The following is a 20,181-nucleotide window of genomic DNA, read 5'->3' as shown; positions in this document are numbered from 1 at the left end:
CTACACAACGATTCCGTTCGGCCTCCTGAAGGGGCGAGTGGCGTATGCCCGATGTGTTGCGTTGAGTTCCGTGGTGGACAAGCTTCGCGTTGTCCACCCTACCTACCCGCCAGCGCCGTTCGTGGGAGCGGGCCATGCCCGCGAACCGATCTCCCTACTACTAATCCATCTTGCGGGCGGTAATCCATATTGCGCGTTGCACTGTTTTATGCGCCTTCCGCCCCGATGTTTTCTGACCTCAGTGTCTCGCAATTTAATTCTAGAGCTTTTCGAAGATATATATTTTTTTGCTTGGGGTCAGATTCGAAGCGATAGGCAAGCTCGTAGGCTTCGGCCATAACCTGCTCATATGTTTGGGCTGCTATTCGTTTGTTTATGTCAGTTTTAAAGCACCTTGCTTGGTGGGAGTAAATTTGTATTGGGTAGTGCTCTATCCATTGATCCTTCTTTTTTAGTGATCTAAATAGAAGCTGTACTGCGTTATCTCGCTTTTCTCGTGTTAGCTCAACCTCTAAAAGTGAGTCGCAGAGAGAGCTGCGTTACCGCCGCTACATGGAAACCCTCCTCCGCTGCCTTTCTAATGAGTGAGCAGCTCTGTTCTTCAATTTGAATTTTCTTTGTCTCGTCGTTGCCACTCAACTCCCATGCCATCAATATTCGCGATAGTGCTAGTTTGTAAGCATGGACTGGCGCGTTAGTTTGTTTTTCTTTTAAGTTTTCCGCGGCAGATTTTTGTAGCTCTAACGCCTGAAATAGCTCTTCTGTGCGAGTGTTCTCGAATTGTTCGATTCTGTCGTCTGTGGCTAATGTTTGGTTGCAGTAAATCAATATAAATATTGCAATTATTGATTTCATTGTTTTGTTCGCGTCTCCAATGGTTAAGCTGTTTTCGATGTATGCTATACATCATGTACGTTCGGTTTTGGGCTCTTTCGATTCACTGTCGAAATGAGGGTTTGCGATTTCTTACATATAGCACTTTTCCTCCTGTTGCCGTTATGCCGCGCTCTTGGAGTTCGAACTGCCCATTGCGTGCCTTAATCAGTTCGGTGAGTTTCTTGAAACCATATAAGCGTGGATCGAAATCGGATTTCAGTTTGCGAAGGTTCTCGCCCAGTGAGGCCATAAATACCCAGCCTTCCTCATCTGAAATATCATCAATAACTTTGCTTATCAGTTTCACCGGAATTTTAGGTGGAGTTGTCTCTGTATTTCCTGTCTCTGATGATGCTGAGTCGCTTGCTGCCAATTTGGGTTCTGGTGGCTCTGCGATGGCCGGCGCCAGGTTTTCCGCTTCGGTCACGTCATTGCGGAGCAATTCGGTGTAGATGAACTTGTCGCAGGCTGAGACAAATGGTTTGGGCGTTTTGTGTTCACCGAAACCTATTACCTCCAGACCTTCTTCGCGAATACGCGCAGCCAGACGAGTAAAGTCGCTGTCGCTGGAGACCAAGCAAAACCCGTCGAACCGTCGGGTATACAGCAGATCCATAGCGTCGATGATTAGGGAGCTGTCGGTAGCGTTCTTGCCTTTGGTGTAGGCGAATTGCTGGATCGGCTGGATGGAGTGGTCGAGCAGCACCTTCTTCCAACTGCCCAAGTTGGGCAGTGTCCAGTCACCGTAGATGCGTTTGACGCTGGCGACGCCGTATTTGGCGATTTCTTCGAAGAGGCCTTCGACGATGGCGGCGGGGGCGTTGTCGGCGTCGATCAGGACGGCGAGGTGTTTTTGGTGGGCGGCAGGCGCGTTCTTGCTGGCCATGGTTCTTCCTTGAAAGGCGATGGCCGACATTACTGCGAAATATTGGCGGTGCGCCACTGTTCAGTGCTGGCTCTTCGTCTAACCAGCAGCCACCGCCGTGTGTTCGTTTAGCCGAACCAACGTCGCCGTACTGGCGCTTCTTGCCAATTCGCAAGGGTGGGCAACTGCTGGAGGCGAACCCAGAGTTCACCTTGCCAGTCGAGCATGCCGATGTGTGCGCCTTGCCAGTTCATTTGCACGCGCCTTGGCGCCGCGTGCTGCGCTTGTGCCAGATCGTGCAACTGGGGGATGACGTCCTGACTGAACCAGCGGCTGAGGTTGCGGTGCTCAGGGTGCATGAAACGGTACAGCGCCTTGTACAGCCCGGCCTGATCGATGACCTGTACGGGCTCTTCGCTGCCGCTGGCATGGCGTAGGTACGTGGAGCGAATCTGCTCCGGATCCATGCGCCGGCATAGGCGCTCGGCGTGGCGCTGGCCGAGCAGGCGGCCGACATCACTGGCGACGAACCAGGGTTGGCGGTCGATTAGAATCGCGCGTAGTGGCTTGTTATGGCGTATGAACACAGTGGGGATGAATGCGTCACGCATCGTGAAGGCTCCGAGTTGGGTTCAGGAGCTGCCTCGATCGCTGTCAACCGAATGGAGGCAGACCGCGCAGGGTTGACAGACCGGACTCGGAAGCCGGCAGACCACGAGGATCTCCCCACGCGATCTGCCATAGAGCGGAGCAGTGCAAACTGCATGCAAAGGCCGGCCTGCAAGAACGAACGCCGTTCTCGCATGCACCGGTTGGCACATCGCGCCGAGTGTCGAGCTGTCAAACCCGGCCACGGGATTGACCGTGGCCGATGCAGGATAGGGGCGCAACGCGGGCGAGGCAAGCGGTACGCAGGGTACTGGCGTTTGGTTTATTGGATCGATTCGAGCAACAAACCATTGCAGATAAGGCCGTATTTCGAATCAATCCGTCACCCTATGATGGCCCGGAATCTTTCTCTCCGAGGCTATGCCATGAGTGCTCTGCGTCTGTTGCGTCCTTTTTTGTTCGGTAGTGTCGTGCTGTCCATGGCTGGCCATGCGTTGGCGGCCGAGCCGTTGAAGCTGGAGTTGTACAACCCGGGCGAGCGTTCGGTTTTTCCGGTGTCGTCGCAGATCGTTTCCGGGCCGACCGAGGCGGTGTTGATCGATGCGCAGTTCCAGAACAACGATGCGCAGGCGCTGGTCGAGAAGGTGCGTGCCACGGGCAAGAAGCTGACCACCGTCTATATCAGCCACAGTGACCCGGATTACTACTTTGGCCTGGATGTGATCCACCGCGCCTTCCCGGACGCGAAGATCGTTGCCACCGCCGAAACCGTGGCGGCCATCGAGGCGAACAAGGACAGCAAGCTGGCGCATTGGGGGCCGATCCTCAAGGACAACGCGCCGAAGGCTCTGCTGGTGCCGCAGGCGCTGAGCGAGCCGAAGCTGACGGTGGACGGTCAGGTGCTGGAGATTCGTGGGCCGGAGCCGAAGCGTACCTTCGTGTGGATCCCGTCGCTGAAGACCGTGGTGGGCGGCATTCCGGTCTCGGCCAATATCCATGTGTGGCTGGCCGATACCCAGACCGAGCAATCGCGCCGCGACTGGCTGGGCACCCTGGACGCCATCACCGCATTGAAGCCGCACAAGGTGGTACCGGGCCATTACCTGCACAATGCCGATGGCAGCGTTCCTCACTCGCCGCAGACCGTCAGCGCGACCCGCGACTATTTGCTGGCCTTCGAGCAGGAGGTGAAGCGCGCGCCGGACTCCGTGCATCTGATCGCCGCGATGCGCAAGCGCTACCCGGATCTGGCAGAAGAGTCGTCCCTCGAATTGAGCGCCCAGGTCATCAAGGGTGAGGTGAAGTGGCCGCAATAAGCCTCACCTGAACCGAAATGAAATCGCCCTGCCCGGCAACGGTGCAGGGCGATTTCGTGTTGTTACCGGTTACAACGAACGACTTCTCCCCATCGCAACCCCCACCGGTATGGCGACCGCTCTGGAATCAACCTCCGACCTCCCAAACACGATCCCAGCTGACCCCCACCAACCGTGCACTTATAAACCCGGTGTTTCGGATTGTTGCACCAGCCTGGACGATGCCTTGCTCGGTTGAGGTGCGCAGTTGGTAGCGGTCTGCGGCGATCGTGGCGCCTTTTTAATCGAAAATGACGCATTCCTTGGAACGACTCTCCAAGCTTATGCCGTTGGGCATTCCCTGCACGCATTTCAGTTATACCTTCGGCCGTCGGACGTGGAAGTGGCATAGGGCTTGCTCTTGCAGGAGGGCCAATCCTAAAACTCCTCAGGAGCACGTCCATGCCTCACAAGTCTTTTCAGAAAGCTTTCCTGGCGCTTGCGGTTACCGGCGCACTGGGTTTTTCCTCTATTGCGCATGCCGATATCGTCATAGGCGTGGGCGCTCCCATGACCGGCGGCAACGCGGCTTTCGGTGATCAGTTGTGGCGTGGCGCCGAGCAGGCGGCGGCGGATATCAACGCGGCGGGCGGTATCAATGGCGAGCAGATCAAGCTGGTCAAGGGCGACGATGCGTGTGAGCCGAAGCAGGCCGTGTCCGTTGCCAACCGCATGGTCGACTCCGACAAGGTGGTGGCGGTGATCGGGCATTTCTGCTCGTCCTCCACCATGCCGGCTTCCGAGGTGTATGACGAGGCGGGCATTCTCGCCATCACCCCGGCTTCGACCAACCCACAGGTCACCGAGCGTGGCCTGTCCGCGATGTTCCGCATGTGCGGCCGCGATGATCAGCAGGGGATCGTCGCCGGTGATTACATCGTCGACACGCTCAAGGCCAAGAAGGTCGCCGTGGTGCACGACAAGGACACCTACGGCCAGGGCCTGGCCGACGCCACCCGCGCGCAGCTCAACAAGCGTGGCGTGAAGGAAGTGATGTACGAAGGCCTGACCCGCGGCGAGAAGGACTTCAACGCTCTGGTCACCAAGATCCGTGCGAGCGGTGCCGAGGTCGTTTACTTCGGTGGCCTGCACGCCGAGGCAGGCCCGCTGGTACGGCAGATGCGCGAGCAGGGCGTGACCGCCAAGTTCGTCTCCGGCGACGGCATCGTGACCGATGAGATGGTTGGCACCGCTGGCGGCCCGCAGTACGTCGATGGCGTGCTGATGACCTTTGGCGCCGATCCGCGTCTGATCCCGGATGGCAAGGCAGTGATCGAGAAATTCCGTGGCAATGGCTACGAGCCGGAAGGGTACACGCTGTACTCCTACGCCTCCATGCAGGTGGTCGCCGCGGCCTTCGCCGGTATCAAGGGCACCGATGGCGCCGAAGCCGCTGCCTGGTTGAAGGCCAACCCGGTGCAGACAGTGATGGGCAAGAAGGAATTCGACGAGAAGGGCGATCTGAAGGTCTCCGACTACGTGATGTATCAGTGGGGCACTGACGGCAAATACAAGCAGCTTTGAGAGAGAGTCCGTTCACGGCCGGCATAGCAGAACCAGGCAAAGCGAAAGCGGCCTTTCGTAGGGTGGACGTCGCTTCACCCGTCCACCGTCTTGCGATCGCAATGGTGGATGAAAAGAGCGTCATCCACCCTACGTCTATCTCGAAGACCGTGAACACAACTCCAAACCCGGTGGGTCATGGCCTGCCGGGGCTGCTGCGGTCGCCTGGCGGCTGCGCGCTTTTTTCCGTCACTGACTCAGAGATTCTTCAATGGACGGCATCTTCCTGCAGCAACTGGTCAACGGCCTGACCCTCGGTTCGGTCTACGGTCTGATCGCCATCGGCTACACCATGGTTTACGGCATCATCGGCATGATCAACTTCGCCCACGGCGAGGTGTACATGGTCTCCGCCTACCTGGCGGCCATTGCCATCGCGCTACTCGGTTTCTTCGGTGTGCATTCCTTCCCGCTGGTGATCCTCGGCACGCTGGTTTTCACCATCGTGGTCACCGGGGTGTACGGCTTCGCCATCGAACGGATCGCCTACAAGCCCCTGCGCAACTCCACACGGCTGGCGCCGCTGATCAGCGCCATCGGCATGTCGCTGATCCTGCAGAACTACGTGCAGCTCAGCCAGGGCGCGCGGCAGCAGGGTATTCCGACCATGCTCGAAGGCGCGCTGCGCCTGCACGTGGGTGACGGTTACGTGATGATCACCTACACCAAGCTGTTCATCATCGCGGCGGCCATCATCGGCATGCTGGCGCTGACCTTCATCATCCAGAACACCCGCCTGGGGCGCATGTGCCGCGCCACTCAGCAGGACCGCAAGATGGCACAGATCCTCGGTATCAACACCGACCGGGTGATTTCCTACGTGTTCGTCATCGGCGCTTCCATGGGCGCGCTGGCCGGGGTGCTGATCACCCTCAACTACGGCACCTTCGATTTCTACGCCGGCTTCATCATCGGCATCAAGGCCTTCACCGCAGCGGTGCTCGGCGGCATCGGTTCGTTGCCCGGTGCGATGCTCGGCGGGCTGATTCTCGGCGTGGCCGAGGCGCAGTTCTCCGGCATGGTGAATTCCGATTACAAGGACGTGTTCAGTTTCTCGCTGCTGGTGCTGATCCTGATCTTCCGTCCCCAGGGCCTGCTGGGCCGTCCTCAGGTAACCAAGGTGTAAGCCGTGAGTACGACTTCTTCTATCGATGTGAAAAAGAGCCTGATCGACAGCCTGATGGCTGGCCTGATCGCGCTCATCGTGTTTGGCCCCGTGGTCGGCGTGGTGCTGCAGGGGTATGACTTCAACATGCGGATCGACCGCGTGGCGTGGATGGTCGGTGCGGTGATGGTCGGCCGCCTGCTGCTCAGCCTGTTCCTGCAGACAGGCAAGGGGCGCACGGTGCTGGAGGGCTTCGAGCGCTCCGGCGGTGGCGTCGGCGTGCAGCCACCGGGCTACGTGTCGCGGATGCGCTGGATCATCCCGGCGCTGATCGTGCTGGCGATCATCTTCCCGTTCTTCGCCAACAAGTACCTGCTGACGGTGATCATCCTCGGCCTGATCTACGTGTTGCTCGGCCTGGGCCTGAACATCGTGGTCGGCCTCGCCGGGCTGCTCGATCTGGGCTTCGTCGGCTTCTACGCCATCGGTGCCTACGGCCTGACCATGGGCTATGAGTACCTGGGCCTGGGCTTCTGGAGCATGTTGCCGCTGGCGGCGCTGATGGCGGCCTTCGCCGGGACGATACTGGGCTTTCCGGTGTTGCGCATGCACGGGGATTACCTGGCCATCGTCACGCTGGGCTTTGGCGAAATCATCCGCCTGGTGCTGACCAACTGGCTGGAACTCACCGGTGGCCCCAACGGCATGAGCGCGCCGGCACCGACCTTCTTCGGTCTGGAATTCGCCCGTCGTGCCAAGGACGGTGGCGTGCCGTACCACGAGTTCTTTGGCGTGGCCTACAACCCCAACATGAAGTTCCTGTTCATCTATGCGGTGCTGGTGCTGGTCGTGCTGCTGGTGCTGTACGTCAAGCACCGCCTCACGCGCATGCCGGTCGGTCGCGCCTGGGAAGCGCTGCGCGAGGATGAAATCGCCTGCCGCTCCATGGGTCTGAACCACGTGCTGGTCAAGCTCTCGGCCTTCACCCTGGGGGCATCCACCGCCGGTATCGCCGGGGTGTTCTTCGCCACCTATCAGGGCTTCGTCAACCCGACCTCGTTCACCTTCTTCGAGTCGGCACTGATTCTCGCCATCGTGGTACTCGGCGGCATGGGTTCGACGGTGGGGGTGGTGATCGCCGCCTTCGTGCTGACCATCACCCCGGAACTGCTGCGCAGCTTCGCCGACTACCGGGTGCTGCTGTTCGGCATTCTCATGGTGGTGATGATGATCTGGCGGCCACGCGGGCTGATCCGCATCAACCGCATCGGCATCGCCCCGCGTAAAGGAGTCGCGCCATGAGCGACAACATCCTCTCGGTCGACAGCCTGATGATGCATTTCGGTGGCATCAAGGCGCTCAACGACGTCAACTTCTCCATCAAACGTAACTCGATCTCGGCGCTGATCGGCCCCAATGGCGCCGGCAAGACCACGGTGTTCAACTGCCTGACCGGCTTCTATTCGGCCACTGGCGGCAAGATCCTGCTCAATGCGCAGAGCAAGCAGACCGACGTGATCCGCATCCTCGGCGAGCCCTTCGCCGCGGACGATTTCATCAAGCCTCGGCAGTTCGGTTCCCGGCTCTGGTACAAGATGTTCGGCGGCACCCACCTGGTCAACCGCGCCGGCCTGGCACGGACCTTTCAGAACATTCGCCTGTTCAAGGAAATGACCGTGCTGGAGAACCTGCTGGTGGCCCAGCACATGCTCGCCCAGCGCAGCCTGATCGCTGGCATCCTCAACACCCCCGGCTACCGGCGCAGCGAAAGCAAGCTGCTGGACACGGCATTCTACTGGCTGGAGGTGGTGAACCTGGTCGAGCACGCCAATCACCTGGCCGGCGAGCTCTCCTACGGCCAGCAGCGTCGCCTGGAAATCGCCCGGGCCATGTGCACCGGCCCCGAGCTGATCTGCCTGGATGAACCGGCCGCCGGCCTCAACCCGTCGGAAACTCACGCGCTGAGCAAGATCATCCGCCTGCTGCGTGATGAACATGGTCTGACCGTGCTGCTGATCGAGCACGACATGGGCATGGTGATGAGCATTTCCGACCACATCATCGTGCTCGACCACGGGCTGGTCATCGCCCAGGGCGGCCCAGACGCCATCAAGAACGACCCGAAAGTGATCGCCGCCTACCTCGGCGCGGACGAGGAGGAGGTGGCATGACCGATATCAACGTGGCTCCGATTCTGGCGTTCAAGGACGTCGACGTGCATTACGGGCAGATCCAGGCGCTGAAGAAGGTCAACCTGCACATCGATCCAGGCGAGACGGTGAGCCTGATCGGTGCCAACGGTGCGGGCAAGTCGACGCTGCTGATGTCGATCTTCGGCCAGCCGCGGGCCAGTGGCGGGCAGATTCTCTATCAGGGGGAAGACATCACCCGCAAGAGCACTCACTTCGTGGCCTCCAACGGAATCGCCCAGTCCCCGGAAGGGCGCCGGGTGTTTCCCGACATGAGCGTGGAAGAGAACCTGCTGATGGGCACCATCCCCATCGGCACCAAGCATGCCGCCGAGGACATGCAGCGGATGTTCGAGCTGTTCCCGCGGCTCAAGGAGCGGCGTAATCAGCGGGCGATGACCATGTCCGGTGGCGAGCAGCAGATGCTGGCCATCGCCCGGGCGCTGATGAGCCGACCCAAGCTGCTGCTGCTCGACGAGCCGTCGCTGGGCCTGGCGCCCATCGTGGTCAAGCAGATCTTCGCCACCCTGCGCGAGCTGGCGCAGACCGGCATGACCATCTTCCTGGTCGAACAGAACGCCAACCACGCCTTGCGCCTCAGCGACCGTGCCTACGTGATGGTCACCGGCGAAATCCGCATGACCGGCACGGGGCAGGAACTGCTCGGCAACCAGGAAGTGCGCAACGCCTACCTGGGCGGGCACTAACGCCTGCACCTTTATCGCCCGCAAGCGGGCTCCTACGTATCGAGACTGACCTCGGTCCCGTAGGAGCCGGCTCGCCGGCGATACGATTTCTCCCGCGACACGATGCTGGCCGCCACCACTATCGCCCGCAAACGGCCCCACGCACCGAGACTGACCACGGTCCCGTAGGAGCCGGCTCGCCGGCGATGCGATTGTTCCCGCGACACGATGCTGGCCGCCACCACTATCGCCCGCAAACGGCCCCACGCACCGAGACTGACCACGATCCCGTAGGAGCCGGCTCGCCGGCGATGCGATTGCTCCCGCGACACGATGCTGGCCGGCACCACCATCGCCCGCAAGCGGCCCCCACGCACCGAGACTAACCACGGTCCCGTAGGAGCCGGCTCGCCGGCGATTCGATTTCTCCCGCGCCGCAGTGCTGGCCGCCACCACTATCCCCCGCAAGCGGCCCCCACGCACCGAGACTAACCTCGGTCCCGTAGGAGCCGGCTTGCCGGCGATGCGATTTATCCCGCGACACGATGCTGGCCGCCACCACTATCGCCCGCAAACGGGCCCCACGCATCGAGACTAACCTCGGTCCCGTAGGAGCCGGCTCGCCGGCGATGCAATTTATCCCGCAACACGATGCTGGCCGCCACCACTATCGCCCGCAAACGGCCCCACGCACCGAGACTGACTACGGTCCCGTAGGAGCCGGCTTGCCGGCGATGCGATTTATCCCGCAACGCGATCTCACTCGTCGCTCAGGTACCCGTGGCGCCCTGTGCATAAACGGCGAACCACTGTTGCAGGCTATCCATCAGGGTCATGGCGTGTCTCCTCTCGAACAGGGCCCCAGAGTAAGCCTGCACTGGTGTTCTGGCCGCATGTTTGTCTGGATCGTGTCGATAGGTTTTACGGATGACGCTGCGGTCTGTTGCCTCAGGTCATGGGCAAGCGCGGCGCGATAGGGCACGCTGCACTTATTCACTGCCTAGGAGACTCCCATGATTCGCAAGTTTGTCGTCGCCTCCGTGCTGGTTCTCGCCAGTGCTCCGTTGTTGGCTGCCGAGTGTTCGGTGGAAGTGCACTCCACCGACCAGATGACCTTCGATACCAAGGCGATCGAGGTAAGCAAGAGCTGCAAGACCTTCACCATCGAGCTCAAGCACGTCGGCAATCTGCCCAAGCACATAATGGGGCACAACCTGGTAGTGGCGAAAACCGCTGACGTTCAGGCCGTCAGCACCGATGCAATCGCTGCCGGTGTCGAGAAGGGTTACCTGAAGGACGGCGACGAGCGGGTGATCGCGCATACCAAGCTGATCGGCGGTGGCGAGTCCGATTCGGTGACCTTCGACGTCAGCAAGCTGGACGCCGCGCAAAGCTACCAGTTCTTCTGCTCGTTCCCAGGCCACGCGGCGCTGATGAAGGGGGCGCTGACCCTGGTCGACTAGGCATCCGGGTCACGGCAAGGGCCGCTGCTTCGTCAGCGGCCTTTTTGCATCTGTGTAAAAGATATCCCTGTCGCAGACTTACACACAAAGCCTGTTGATAAGCTTGTTTCGAAGGTGTTAACAACTGCGCGTAGAGCAGCCTGAACCTGGGTTGTGGCGTTTAGCGCTTTTTTTGATCAGGCGATTTATCCAATCAAAACAGTGGGTTGTGGTGGGTTATGAGGCCTGCGCCAGATTGTCCACGACTACTGTGGGCAGGGCTGTGGATAAGATGAGCATGCCTGTCTGCAGGCCCCGGAATACGTGTCCTGTAGGTGGGTGGTCATTATCTGATCAGTTGCGAGGTAGCTGGAAAAAACTGAGCGAAGGCCCGCCGAAGTCAAGAAATACTTCAAAGATTTCAGTGGGTTGAATAAAGCCATCGACCGATGAGTAGAAGGTTATCCACGCCAGCTGTGGAGCAAGCTGTGGATAAAGTGGGAGTAGCCTGACGCAGCCCACTGGCTGTCAGGCCTGCCGCAGGCTGATGTTTTTTCAGCCAATCGCGGTAGGTACCGGTTCAGTCTTCTGCGGAGTCGTTGAGGCCCAGCCCGCGCCAGCGTTTGGCGCCGATCAGGATGAAGCGCAATTGCTCGATCATCTTGGTCTGCGGGCGCTTGTGCAGGGGCAGAGAAGAGGACTGCGCATCGATCAGTTCCGGCAGGGTGGCGAACACGGTTTTCACCACCAGATCCGCCAGCATGCTGCGGGCAGGCTCGTCGAGGTGCTGCAGCTTGGGCATCAGGCTCAGATCGCTGGCCAGGTCGGCGGCGATGTCTTCACGGAAGGTGGCCAGTGCCAGGCGCACGGGCAGCGAGCCGCCGAACTGCTCGCGGGCAAGAAAAAGGAACTGGCCACGGTTCTGCTCCACGGCGCTGAGAAAGATCTGCACCGAGGCGTCGATGATGCCGCCCAGCTCGAATTCGTTGCGCCGTACCTGACGCAGGGTGATGCGAAAGGTTTCGCCGACTTCGGCCACCAGGGCGAGGCCCAGGGCGTCCATGTCCTTGAAGTGCCGGTAGAAGCCGGTCGGTACGATACCGGCGACACGTGTCACTTCGCGCAGGCTGAGGCTGCTGAAGGCGCGGCCGCTGTCCAGCAGTTGACGGGCTGCATCCATCAGCGCCTGGCGGGTAGGGTGGTGTGAACCGTTTGCTGCCATCGAATCGCTTCCCTGTTCAGCTCGATTCGGAATCGTAAAGCAAAACCCCGCCATGCGGCGGGGTTTGGATTGCTCGCGTCACGCCATCAGTGACGATTTTTCAGGCCGTAGCCCTCGTCGAGCATGCCGGGAACGTCGGCACTCTTGGGGGCGTAGTCCTTGGGGATTTCCATGTCGCGCGGCGGCGTCAGGCGTTCGCGCTTGTCGCTGCTGCTCGGCTCTGCGTGCAGGGTGGCGAGCAGGCGCTGGCGCGTCACTTCGTCGAGGGCCAGGCGATCGGCGCCGTGGGACAGGTGCTCCTGAACGTCGTGATAGCTCTGGGTCAGTTTCTTGACCAGATTTGCGGTGGTGTTGAAGTGGGTGACCACTTCGCTCTGGTAGGCCTCGAAACGTTCCTGCATGTCGTCCAGCTGGCGCTGGGTGCGGCTAGGCGCTGCATTGGGCGCAAGGCGTGCGATCAGGAAACCGATGGCGATGCCAGCGACCAGGGTAAGTGCCGGTAGCAACCAGGCGGTGAGCGTCTGTTCCACGAGTCCTTCCTCTCTAAACGGCTTTGCTTTACGTTAACGGCTGGAACCTGCGCTGTACACCGCTAAGTGCTGGTGCGAGCAGGTTAAATGCTAGACGAGTCGACCCTGTTCGAGGTCACGGAGTTCACTGTTGCTCATCCGCGAAACCCCCGTAATGATCGATGGCCCGAGCGGCCAGCTTGAGGCCCTTTCTCTGCAGGTGGAAGAGGCGCGTGGCGTCGCGCTGATCTGCCACCCCAATCCGGTGCAGGGCGGCACCATGCTCAACAAGGTGGTGTCGACCCTGCAGCGCACGGCTCGTGATGCCGGCTATCACACCCTGCGTTTCAACTACCGCGGTGTGGGGGCCAGTGCAGGTAGCCATGACATGGGCAGTGGTGAGGTCGATGACGCCGAAGCCGTCGCCCACTGGCTGCGCGAGCGCTATCCCGAGTTGCCACTGACCCTGCTGGGATTTTCCTTCGGCGGTTTCGTCGCCGCCAGCCTTGGTGGCCGTCTGGAGCAGCAGGGCATCGAGCCTGCGAAGCTGTTCATGATCGCCCCGGCTGTAATGCGCCTGAGCGGCGACAACTCGCCTGCCGAGCGCTGCCCGATGGTGGTGATCCAGCCGGATGCCGACGAAGTGCTCGAGCCGCAGCTCGTGTACGACTGGTCGGCCAACCTCGGGCGTGCCCACGAGCTGCTGAAAGTGGCAGAATGCGGGCACTTCTTCCACGGCAAACTGACCGATCTGAAAGACCTGCTGCTGCCTCGCCTCTGAGGACGCATCCGTCAGCCGCCTACCTCCTGTTTAAGCGATCGTCATGACCACTCGTATTCTTACCGGCATCACCACCACTGGCACGCCGCACCTGGGCAACTACGCAGGGGCAATTCGCCCGGCCATCGTCGCCAGTCGCAGCCCCGACGCGGACTCCTTCTACTTCCTCGCCGACTACCACGCGCTGATCAAGTGCGATGACCCGTCGCGCATCCAGCGTTCGCGCCTGGAAATCGCGGCCACCTGGCTGGCGTTGGGCCTGGATACCGACAGGGCGACCTTCTACCGCCAGTCCGATATTCCGGAAATCACCGAGCTGTGCTGGCTGCTGACCTGCGTGGCCGGCAAGGGCCTGCTCAACCGTGCGCACGCCTACAAGGCCTCGGTCGACAAGAACGTCGAGCAGGGTGAAGACCCGGATGCCGGCGTGACCATGGGCCTGTTCAGCTACCCGGTGCTGATGGCGGCGGACATTCTGCTGTTCAATGCCCTGAAGGTGCCGGTCGGTCGCGACCAGATCCAGCACGTGGAAATGGCCCGTGATATCGGTCAGCGCTTCAATCACCTGTTCGGCCAGGGCAAGGATCTGTTCAAGCTGCCCGAGGCGGTGATCGAAGAAGATGTGGCTACCCTGCCGGGCCTGGACGGCCGCAAGATGTCGAAGAGCTACGACAACACCATTCCACTGTTCTCCAGCTCCAAGCAGTTGAAGGATGCCGTGGCGCGCATCGTTACCGACTCCAAGCTGCCCGGCGAGGCGAAGGACCCGGACAATTCGCACCTGTTCACCCTCTACCAGGCCTTCGCCGCACCGACCCAGCAGGCCGATTTCCGCGCCGCGCTGCTCGGCGGCCTGGCCTGGGGGGAAGCCAAGCAGGCGCTTTATGAGTTGCTGGAGGCCGAGTTGGGCGAGGCGCGCGAGCGCTATCACACGCTGATCGCCCGCCCTGCCGATCTCGAAGACATTCTGCTGGCTGGCGCCGCCAAGGCCCGGCGTATCGCCACGCCGTTCCTCGGTGAGCTGCGCGAGGCGGTCGGCCTGCGCTCGTTCCGCAGCCAGGCGGCCAGCACGGACGCCGTGAAGAAGAAGGCCGCCAAGCGCGCCCGCTTCGTCAGCTTCCGCGAAGAAGATGGCAGCTTCCGTTTCCGCCTGCTGGATGCCGATGGCGAGCAACTGCTGCTGTCGCCATCCTTCGCCGATGGCAAGGCGGCGGGGCAGGTGAGCAAGCGCCTGCAGGCCGGCGAGCCGCTGGATATCCGCGTGCAGGGCAATGCCTTCGGGGTGTGGCTGGATGAGCAGTTGGCCGGTGAAAGTCCTGCATTCGCCGATGCGGCTGCAACCGAAGCCGCTGTCGTTCGTTTGCGCGAAGCACTGGCGCCGGAAGAAGCCTGACACCTATCGGCAGCGGGGCGGTCTGAGACCATGGCCCCGCTGCCGATAGGGCCAATTTGCCAATCCCCGGGGGCGTCGTTAAAGTGTCGCCCCCGCTTCATTTGCCCGGTTCACGCACTATGACTCCGCTCGAACGCTACCAGGCCGACCTCAAACGTCCGGACTTCTTTCACGATGCCGCTCAGGAAAAGGCCGTGCGCCACCTGCAGCGTCTGTACGACGAGCTGGTCGCCGATGATCGCAGCAAGCCCGGCGTGCTCGGCAAGCTGTTCGGCAAGAAGACCGTTACCCCGGTCAAGGGCCTGTATTTCTGGGGCGGCGTCGGCCGCGGCAAGACCTACCTGGTCGACACCTTCTTTGACGCGCTGCCGTTCAAGGAAAAGGAGCGTACTCACTTCCACCGCTTCATGAAGCGCGTGCACGAAGAGATGCGCACCCTCAAGGACGTCAAGAACCCGCTGACCGTGATCGGCAAGCGCTTCTCCGAGCAGTTCCGAGTGATCTGCTTCGATGAGTTCTTCGTTTCCGACATCACCGACGCGATGATCCTGGCGACCCTTCTCGAGGAAATGTTCAAGAACGGCGTGACCCTGGTATCGACCTCCAACATCGTGCCGGATGGTCTCTACAAGGACGGCCTGCAGCGTGCTCGCTTCCTGCCGGCCATCGAGCTGCTCAAGGTGCACACCGAAATCGTCAACGTCGACAGCGGTATCGATTACCGTCTGCGCGCGTTGGAACAGGCCGAGCTGTTCCACTTCCCGCTGGGCGAGGCTGCCGAGCAGAGCCTGGAGAAGAGCTTCAAGAGCCTGCTGCACGAGAAGGCCAGCGTTCAGGAAAACGAAGCGCTGATGATCGAGAATCGCGCCATCAACGCTCGCCGTGTCGGTGGTGACGTGGGCTGGTTCGACTTCCGCGAGCTGTGCGACGGCCCGCGTAGCCAGAACGATTACATCGAGCTGGGCAAGATCTTCCATTCGGTGATCCTCTCCAACGTCGAGCAGATGAGCGTATCCAAGGAAGACATGGCGCGCCGCTTCATCAACCTGGTGGACGAGTTCTACGACCGTAACGTCAAACTGATCATCTCCGCCGAAGTGGAGCTCAAGGATCTGTACACCGGTGGTCGCCTGAGTTTCGAATTCCAGCGCACCCTCAGCCGTCTGCTGGAAATGCAGTCCCACGAGTTCCTGTCGCGCCCGCACAAGCCCTGATCGGCTGTGCCAAGGCCGTAGTCCCGCTTCCTGATAGGAAGCTTGGCCTGCGGCCTTTTTCGTTTCAATTGCCGCTGAGCACCTGCTGGGCCTGTTGCTGGAATTGCTGGCGATACTGGTTCGGCGACAGGCCGGTGTGCTGGCGGAACAGGCGGGCGAAGAAGCTGGCATCGTCGTAGCCGATCTCGTAGCTGACGGTCTTGATGCTCTTCGGTGACGACGACAGCAGCCCCTTGGCCGTTTCGATGCGCAGCCGCTGCAGGTAGTACAGTGGCTTGTCGCCGGTGGCGGCGTGGAAGCGGCGCATGAAGTTGCGGATGCTCATGCCATGCTCACGGGCCACGTCCTCGAAGCGGAAGCGCTCCGCGAAGTGATCCTCGAGCCACTGCTGGATCTGCAGGATCTTCGGGTCCTGATGCTGCTTCTGGCCGCCGAAGCCGATGCGCCCCGGGGTGTAGCTGCGGCGTACTTCGTAGAGGATGTCACGGGCCACGCTCTGCGCCACGCTGGTGCCGCAGAAGCGCTCTATCAGGTAGATGTACAGATCGCACGCCGAGGTCGGACCGGCGACGCAGTAGAGGTTGTCGGCGTCGGTGAGGTGCTTGTCCTGGTTGAGTGCCACCGCCGGAAAACGCGTGGTGAACTCATTGAAGAAGCGCCAGCAGGTGGTCGCCTCCTTGCCGTCGAGCAGCCCGCTGGCTGCCATCCAGAACACGCCATTGGCTTCCCCGCACAGGCTGGCGCCTGCGGCATGGCGCTCGCGCAGCCAGTCGAATACGTGCGGATAGCGGCTGCACAGGGCGTCGTAATCGTCCCAGAATGCCGGCAGGATGATCAGCTCCGACTGGTCGTCGAGCGCGCCGTCCACTGGTAGCTGCACGTCGCTGAAACTGCGCACCGGCAAACCGTCCGGGCTGACCAGGCGAACCTCGAAGGTCGGTACCAGCCCGAGCCCCTGCTGCTTGCCATGGCGCAGGCCGGCCATATGAAAGAAATCTCTGGCTTGCATGAGAGTCGAAGCGAATACGCCGGGCGTGGCGAGAATGCTCACGCGAGTGAGCGAAGATGGCTGGCTGGGCATGGCTGTTTTTCTTGTTCTAGTAATTGGGTCAGCTGATGGTAAAGCCGTCAGGCTGTGGCTGAATCGTCTTCTTTTATTCCGGCTGCGTCCAGTCTGGTCTTGTCATCTTCGTCTTGGGAGCCACCGCCATGATTGCCTTTTCCGAACTTGCCGCCTCGCCATTCGCCGACTGGGATGGCACTCCGGCTGCTGCGAGAGTCCTGCAGAAGCAACTGGCCGAGCAGGTTCGTCTGGAGGATGACTATCCGCCGCTGCGGCTGCTGGCGGGTGTCGATGTGGGCTTCGAGGAAGGCGGTGAAATCACTCGCGCTGCGGCGATACTGCTGGATGCCGAGACCCTGCAGCCACTTGCCGAGTGCGTGGCGCGGATTCCCACCAGCATGCCGTACGTGCCGGGCCTGCTGTCGTTTCGCGAGCTACCGGCACTGATCACGGCGCTGGCGGGGTTGCCGCAGGAGCCGGATCTGATCGTGGTCGATGGCCACGGCATCGCCCACCCCCGGGGGCTGGGTATCGCGGCGCATCTTGGGGTGGTCAGCGGCCGGCCGACCATCGGCGTGGCGAAGAAGATCCTTACCGGTCAGCACGGGGAATTGGGGGAAGAGCGGGGCGACAAGGTCGAATTGCTTGACCGTCAGGGGCGACAGATCGCCTGGATGCTGCGCAGCAAGCGCAAGGTGCGACCGCTGATCGTCTCGCCTGGCCATCGGGTCGGTATGGACAGCGCGGTGGCGCTGGTGCTCGACTGGGGCAGGGGCTATCGCTTGCCGGAACCGACGCGGCTGGCCGACCGCCTGGCATCGCGGCGCGATACCAAGGGGCCGAAACTTCTTTAGCCGGGGTTGCCTGCGCCGCGGATTCGGTGGGCTCAAGCCCACCCCAGGGTAGGGCGCTCTAGCTGTAGGGTGGGCTTCAGCCCACCACCACAAAGCCCACGGCCCGAAGCGCTGAAGCGCATGCCTTGAACGTCCAGCCACCGTCGGCGTTGAATGGCTTTGGTGGGCTGAAGCCCCGCCCTCGGTTCATGCCCCTGGGCCGGGCGGCTATCCGCTTGCGCCCACCACGAGCAACCGCCCACCGCTGGTCCGGAAGAACGGTCGCCGTCAGGGCGCCGGGTTCGGCTGAGCCTTGTGGATCGCTTCGATACCGTCCAGCACCGCATCGCTGAGCTTCAGCTCGCTGCTGGCCAGGTTGGATTCCAGTTGCTGCAGCGAGGTGGCGCCGATGATGTTGCTGGTCACGAACGGGCGACTGGTGACGAACGCCAGGGCCATCTGCGCCGGATCCAGGCCGTGTTCGCGAGCCAGGGCCACGTAGCGCGAGCAGGCCGCCACGGTCTCCGGCGCGTTGTAGCGCGCGAAGCGGCTGAACAGGCTCAGGCGGGCGTTCTCCGGGCGGGCGCCGTTTTCGTATTTGCCGGACAGCATGCCGAAGGCCAGGGGCGAGTAGGCCAGCAGCCCGCATTGTTCGCGAATCGCCACTTCCGCCAGGCCCACCTCGAAGCTGCGGTTGAGCAGGTTGTAGGGGTTCTGGATGGATACCACACGGGACATGCCCCGGCTCTCCGCCAGTTGCAGGAACTTCATGGTGCCCCACGGCGTTTCGTTGGACAGGCCGATATGGCGGATCTTGCCGGCCTTGACCTGCTCATGCAGGGCATCGAGGATTTCCTCGATGGGCGTGAAGTCGCTGTCCTGGTGCGTGTAGCCGAGCTGGCCGAAGAAATTGGTCGGGCGCTCCGGCCAGTGCAACTGGTAGAGGTCGATCCAGTCGGTCTGCAGGCGCTCGAGGCTGGCGTCCAGCGCCGCCACGACATGCTGGCGGTTATGCTTGAGCTGGCCGTCACGAATGTGGGTGATGCCGTTGCCGGGGCCGGCTATCTTGCTGGCCAGGATCCAGTCGGCGCGGTCGCCGCGCTGCTTGAAGTACTCGCCGATGATCTGCTCGGTCTTGCTGTAGGTCTCGGCGCGTGGCGGGACCGGGTACATCTCCGCGGTGTCGATGAAATTGATGCCGTAGGCCTTGGCGCGATCGATCTGCGCGAATGCCTCGGAGGCTTCGTTCTGCTCCCCCCAGGTCATGGTGCCAAGGCACAGGGCGCTGACATTGAGATCGGTTCGGCCGAGCTGGCGGTATTGCATTGGGGCGTCCTCTGACAAAAGACTCATACAAGCAGGTTGAAATTTTTTTCGCAATCAGGATAATCCGCCTCCTCTTTCTGCGGTGGAAGTGATGCGCCGCCTGCCGAAGAATCTTGCCGTACGCGGACGCGCTGACCCGAGCCCCCGAATAGCGCCCGCATCCGGCTGCCTTTGACTTGTCAAAGTACGCACTATTCAGTAAGATCCGCCGTCTATTTTTGCTGGGCGGCCCCTGAGGCTATAAAGAATGAAAACTTTTACCGCTAAACCAGAAACAGTAAAGCGCGACTGGTTTGTGATCGACGCTGCTGGCCAGACCCTGGGTCGTCTGGCTACTGAAATCGCTAGCCGCCTGCGTGGCAAGCACAAGCCCGAGTACACCCCTCACGTTGACACCGGCGACTACATCGTCGTCATCAACGCCGAGCAGGTTCGTGTGACCGGTGCCAAGACCACCGACAAAATGTACTACTCGCACTCCGGTTTCCCGGGTGGCATCAAGTCGATCAGCTTCGACAAGCTGATCGCCAAGGCGCCTGAGCGCGTGATCGAGACCGCGGTCAAAGGCATGCTGCCGAAAAACCCGCTGGGTCGCGACATGTACCGTAAGCTGAAAGTCTATGCGGGCGCTGCTCACCCTCATACTGCTCAGCAGCCTCAAGAACTGAAGATTTAACGGAATAGTTCATTATGTCGGCGACTCAAAATTACGGCACTGGCCGTCGCAAGACTGCAACCGCACGCGTTTTCCTGCGTCCGGGCACTGGCAAGATCTCCATCAACAACCGCACCCTGGACACCTTCTTCGGTCGTGAAACTGCCCGCATGGTAGTTCGCCAGCCGCTGGAGCTGACCGAGATGGTCGAGAAATTCGACATCTACGTTACCGTTATCGGTGGCGGTGTGAGCGGTCAAGCTGGTGCGATCCGTCACGGTATCACCCGCGCTCTGATGGACTACGACGAGACTCTGCGTCCGGCTCTGCGTAAAGCAGGCTTCGTGACTCGCGATGCTCGTGAAGTAGAACGTAAGAAAGTTGGTCTGCGTAAAGCGCGTAAGCGTCCTCAGTACTCCAAGCGTTAATTCGCTGCTGTACTCGAAAACGCCCAGTCTCCTCACGGAGCTGGGCGTTTTTCATTTCTGCTCTCAG

At 61.1% G+C, this 20,181-nt stretch carries 20 protein-coding genes; 13 read left to right on the top strand and 7 right to left on the bottom strand.

Annotated elements, in window-relative coordinates:
• Nucleotides 1–504: 504 nt before the first annotated feature.
• From QRN22_RS11350 to QRN22_RS11340, 3 genes are all read right to left on the bottom strand, one after another.
• Nucleotides 505–855 carry a hypothetical protein gene (locus QRN22_RS11350; RefSeq protein ID WP_042556331.1) on the bottom strand — a complete coding sequence of 117 codons (351 nt, stop codon included), beginning with the start codon at nt 853–855 and terminating at the stop codon, nt 505–507.
• Nucleotides 856–937: 82 nt separating this feature from the next.
• Complete coding sequence (locus QRN22_RS11345) at nt 938–1,762, bottom strand: NYN domain-containing protein (protein WP_042556332.1); 825 nt, start codon at nt 1,760–1,762, stop codon at nt 938–940.
• A 107-nt stretch (nt 1,763–1,869) separates the two neighbouring features.
• Nucleotides 1,870–2,352: a BRO-N domain-containing protein gene (locus QRN22_RS11340; protein WP_042556333.1), complete on the bottom strand. Its 483-nt coding sequence runs from the start codon at nt 2,350–2,352 to the stop codon at nt 1,870–1,872.
• A gap of 423 nt (nt 2,353–2,775) precedes the next feature.
• Here QRN22_RS11340 and QRN22_RS11335 point away from each other — a divergent pair, with 423 nt between their 5' ends.
• The 7 genes from QRN22_RS11335 (at nt 2,776) to azu (ending at nt 10,711) form a co-directional block, all read left to right on the top strand.
• Complete coding sequence (locus QRN22_RS11335) at nt 2,776–3,666, top strand: MBL fold metallo-hydrolase (RefSeq protein WP_042556334.1); 891 nt, start codon at nt 2,776–2,778, stop codon at nt 3,664–3,666.
• Nucleotides 3,667–4,107: 441 nt separating this feature from the next.
• Nucleotides 4,108–5,229 (top strand): branched-chain amino acid ABC transporter substrate-binding protein, encoded by a 1,122-nt coding sequence (locus QRN22_RS11330; protein WP_042556335.1) that lies wholly within the window; start codon nt 4,108–4,110, stop codon nt 5,227–5,229.
• A gap of 250 nt (nt 5,230–5,479) precedes the next feature.
• Nucleotides 5,480–6,394, top strand: coding sequence for an ABC transporter permease subunit (locus tag QRN22_RS11325; protein ID WP_042556336.1), 915 nt, complete (start codon nt 5,480–5,482; stop codon nt 6,392–6,394).
• Between the two features lie 3 nt (nt 6,395–6,397).
• Entirely contained in the window at nt 6,398–7,675 is a 1,278-nt protein-coding gene (gene livM / locus QRN22_RS11320) for a high-affinity branched-chain amino acid ABC transporter permease LivM (RefSeq protein ID WP_082045906.1), read from the top strand.
• Nucleotides 7,672–8,544 carry an ABC transporter ATP-binding protein gene (locus tag QRN22_RS11315; protein ID WP_042556337.1) on the top strand — a complete coding sequence of 291 codons (873 nt, stop codon included), beginning with the start codon at nt 7,672–7,674 and terminating at the stop codon, nt 8,542–8,544. Before livM ends, QRN22_RS11315 begins: the two co-directional genes overlap by 4 nt.
• Complete coding sequence (locus tag QRN22_RS11310) at nt 8,541–9,269, top strand: ABC transporter ATP-binding protein (protein ID WP_042556338.1); 729 nt, start codon at nt 8,541–8,543, stop codon at nt 9,267–9,269. Before QRN22_RS11315 ends, QRN22_RS11310 begins: the two co-directional genes overlap by 4 nt.
• A 992-nt stretch (nt 9,270–10,261) precedes the next feature.
• Entirely contained in the window at nt 10,262–10,711 is a 450-nt protein-coding gene (azu, locus tag QRN22_RS11305; protein ID WP_042556340.1) for an azurin, read from the top strand.
• Between the two features lie 559 nt (nt 10,712–11,270).
• Here the strand turns inward: azu and QRN22_RS11300 are convergent.
• Nucleotides 11,271–11,912, bottom strand: coding sequence for a TetR family transcriptional regulator (locus QRN22_RS11300; RefSeq protein ID WP_042556341.1), 642 nt, complete (start codon nt 11,910–11,912; stop codon nt 11,271–11,273).
• A gap of 86 nt (nt 11,913–11,998) precedes the next feature.
• Nucleotides 11,999–12,442, bottom strand: coding sequence for a Z-ring associated ZapG family protein (locus QRN22_RS11295; RefSeq protein WP_042556342.1), 444 nt, complete (start codon nt 12,440–12,442; stop codon nt 11,999–12,001).
• 130 nt (nt 12,443–12,572) lie between these two features.
• Here QRN22_RS11295 and QRN22_RS11290 point away from each other — a divergent pair, with 130 nt between their 5' ends.
• The 3 genes from QRN22_RS11290 (at nt 12,573) to zapE (ending at nt 15,809) form a co-directional block, all read left to right on the top strand.
• Entirely contained in the window at nt 12,573–13,202 is a 630-nt protein-coding gene (locus tag QRN22_RS11290; RefSeq protein WP_042556343.1) for an alpha/beta hydrolase, read from the top strand.
• 43 nt (nt 13,203–13,245) lie between these two features.
• Nucleotides 13,246–14,595 (top strand): tryptophan--tRNA ligase, encoded by a 1,350-nt coding sequence (locus QRN22_RS11285; RefSeq protein ID WP_042556344.1) that lies wholly within the window; start codon nt 13,246–13,248, stop codon nt 14,593–14,595.
• A gap of 119 nt (nt 14,596–14,714) precedes the next feature.
• A complete protein-coding gene (zapE, locus tag QRN22_RS11280; RefSeq protein WP_042556345.1) occupies nt 14,715–15,809 on the top strand; it encodes a cell division protein ZapE in 1,095 nt (364 codons plus the stop codon).
• A 64-nt stretch (nt 15,810–15,873) separates the two neighbouring features.
• Here zapE and QRN22_RS11275 read toward each other — a convergent pair whose 3' ends face one another.
• Nucleotides 15,874–16,794, bottom strand: coding sequence for a GlxA family transcriptional regulator (locus QRN22_RS11275; RefSeq protein ID WP_373565157.1), 921 nt, complete (start codon nt 16,792–16,794; stop codon nt 15,874–15,876).
• Nucleotides 16,795–17,018: 224 nt separating this feature from the next.
• Here QRN22_RS11275 and nfi point away from each other — a divergent pair, with 224 nt between their 5' ends.
• Entirely contained in the window at nt 17,019–17,726 is a 708-nt protein-coding gene (gene nfi, locus QRN22_RS11270) for a deoxyribonuclease V (RefSeq protein ID WP_042556347.1), read from the top strand.
• Between the two features lie 267 nt (nt 17,727–17,993).
• Here nfi and QRN22_RS11265 read toward each other — a convergent pair whose 3' ends face one another.
• Nucleotides 17,994–19,031: an NADP(H)-dependent aldo-keto reductase gene (locus QRN22_RS11265; RefSeq protein ID WP_042556348.1), complete on the bottom strand. Its 1,038-nt coding sequence runs from the start codon at nt 19,029–19,031 to the stop codon at nt 17,994–17,996.
• Between the two features lie 247 nt (nt 19,032–19,278).
• Between QRN22_RS11265 and rplM the strand changes: the two genes are divergently transcribed.
• Together rplM and rpsI are read left to right on the top strand one after the other, a co-directional pair.
• The gene (rplM, locus tag QRN22_RS11260; protein WP_042556349.1) at nt 19,279–19,707 is read left to right on the top strand and encodes a 50S ribosomal protein L13; all 429 of its coding nucleotides are present in this window, start codon (nt 19,279–19,281) and stop codon (nt 19,705–19,707) included.
• Between the two features lie 14 nt (nt 19,708–19,721).
• Nucleotides 19,722–20,114 (top strand): 30S ribosomal protein S9, encoded by a 393-nt coding sequence (gene rpsI / locus QRN22_RS11255; protein WP_042556350.1) that lies wholly within the window; start codon nt 19,722–19,724, stop codon nt 20,112–20,114.
• The last annotated feature ends 67 nt before the right edge of the window (nt 20,115–20,181 follow it).

Origin of the sequence: Pseudomonas sp. MEJ086 (assembly GCF_030209025.1) — a bacterium.
Taxonomy (GTDB): Bacteria; Pseudomonadota; Gammaproteobacteria; order Pseudomonadales; family Pseudomonadaceae; genus Aquipseudomonas; species Aquipseudomonas fulva_A.
The sequence above is the reverse complement of the archived record's forward strand: the minus strand, read 5'-3'. Positions and strand labels throughout refer to the sequence as shown.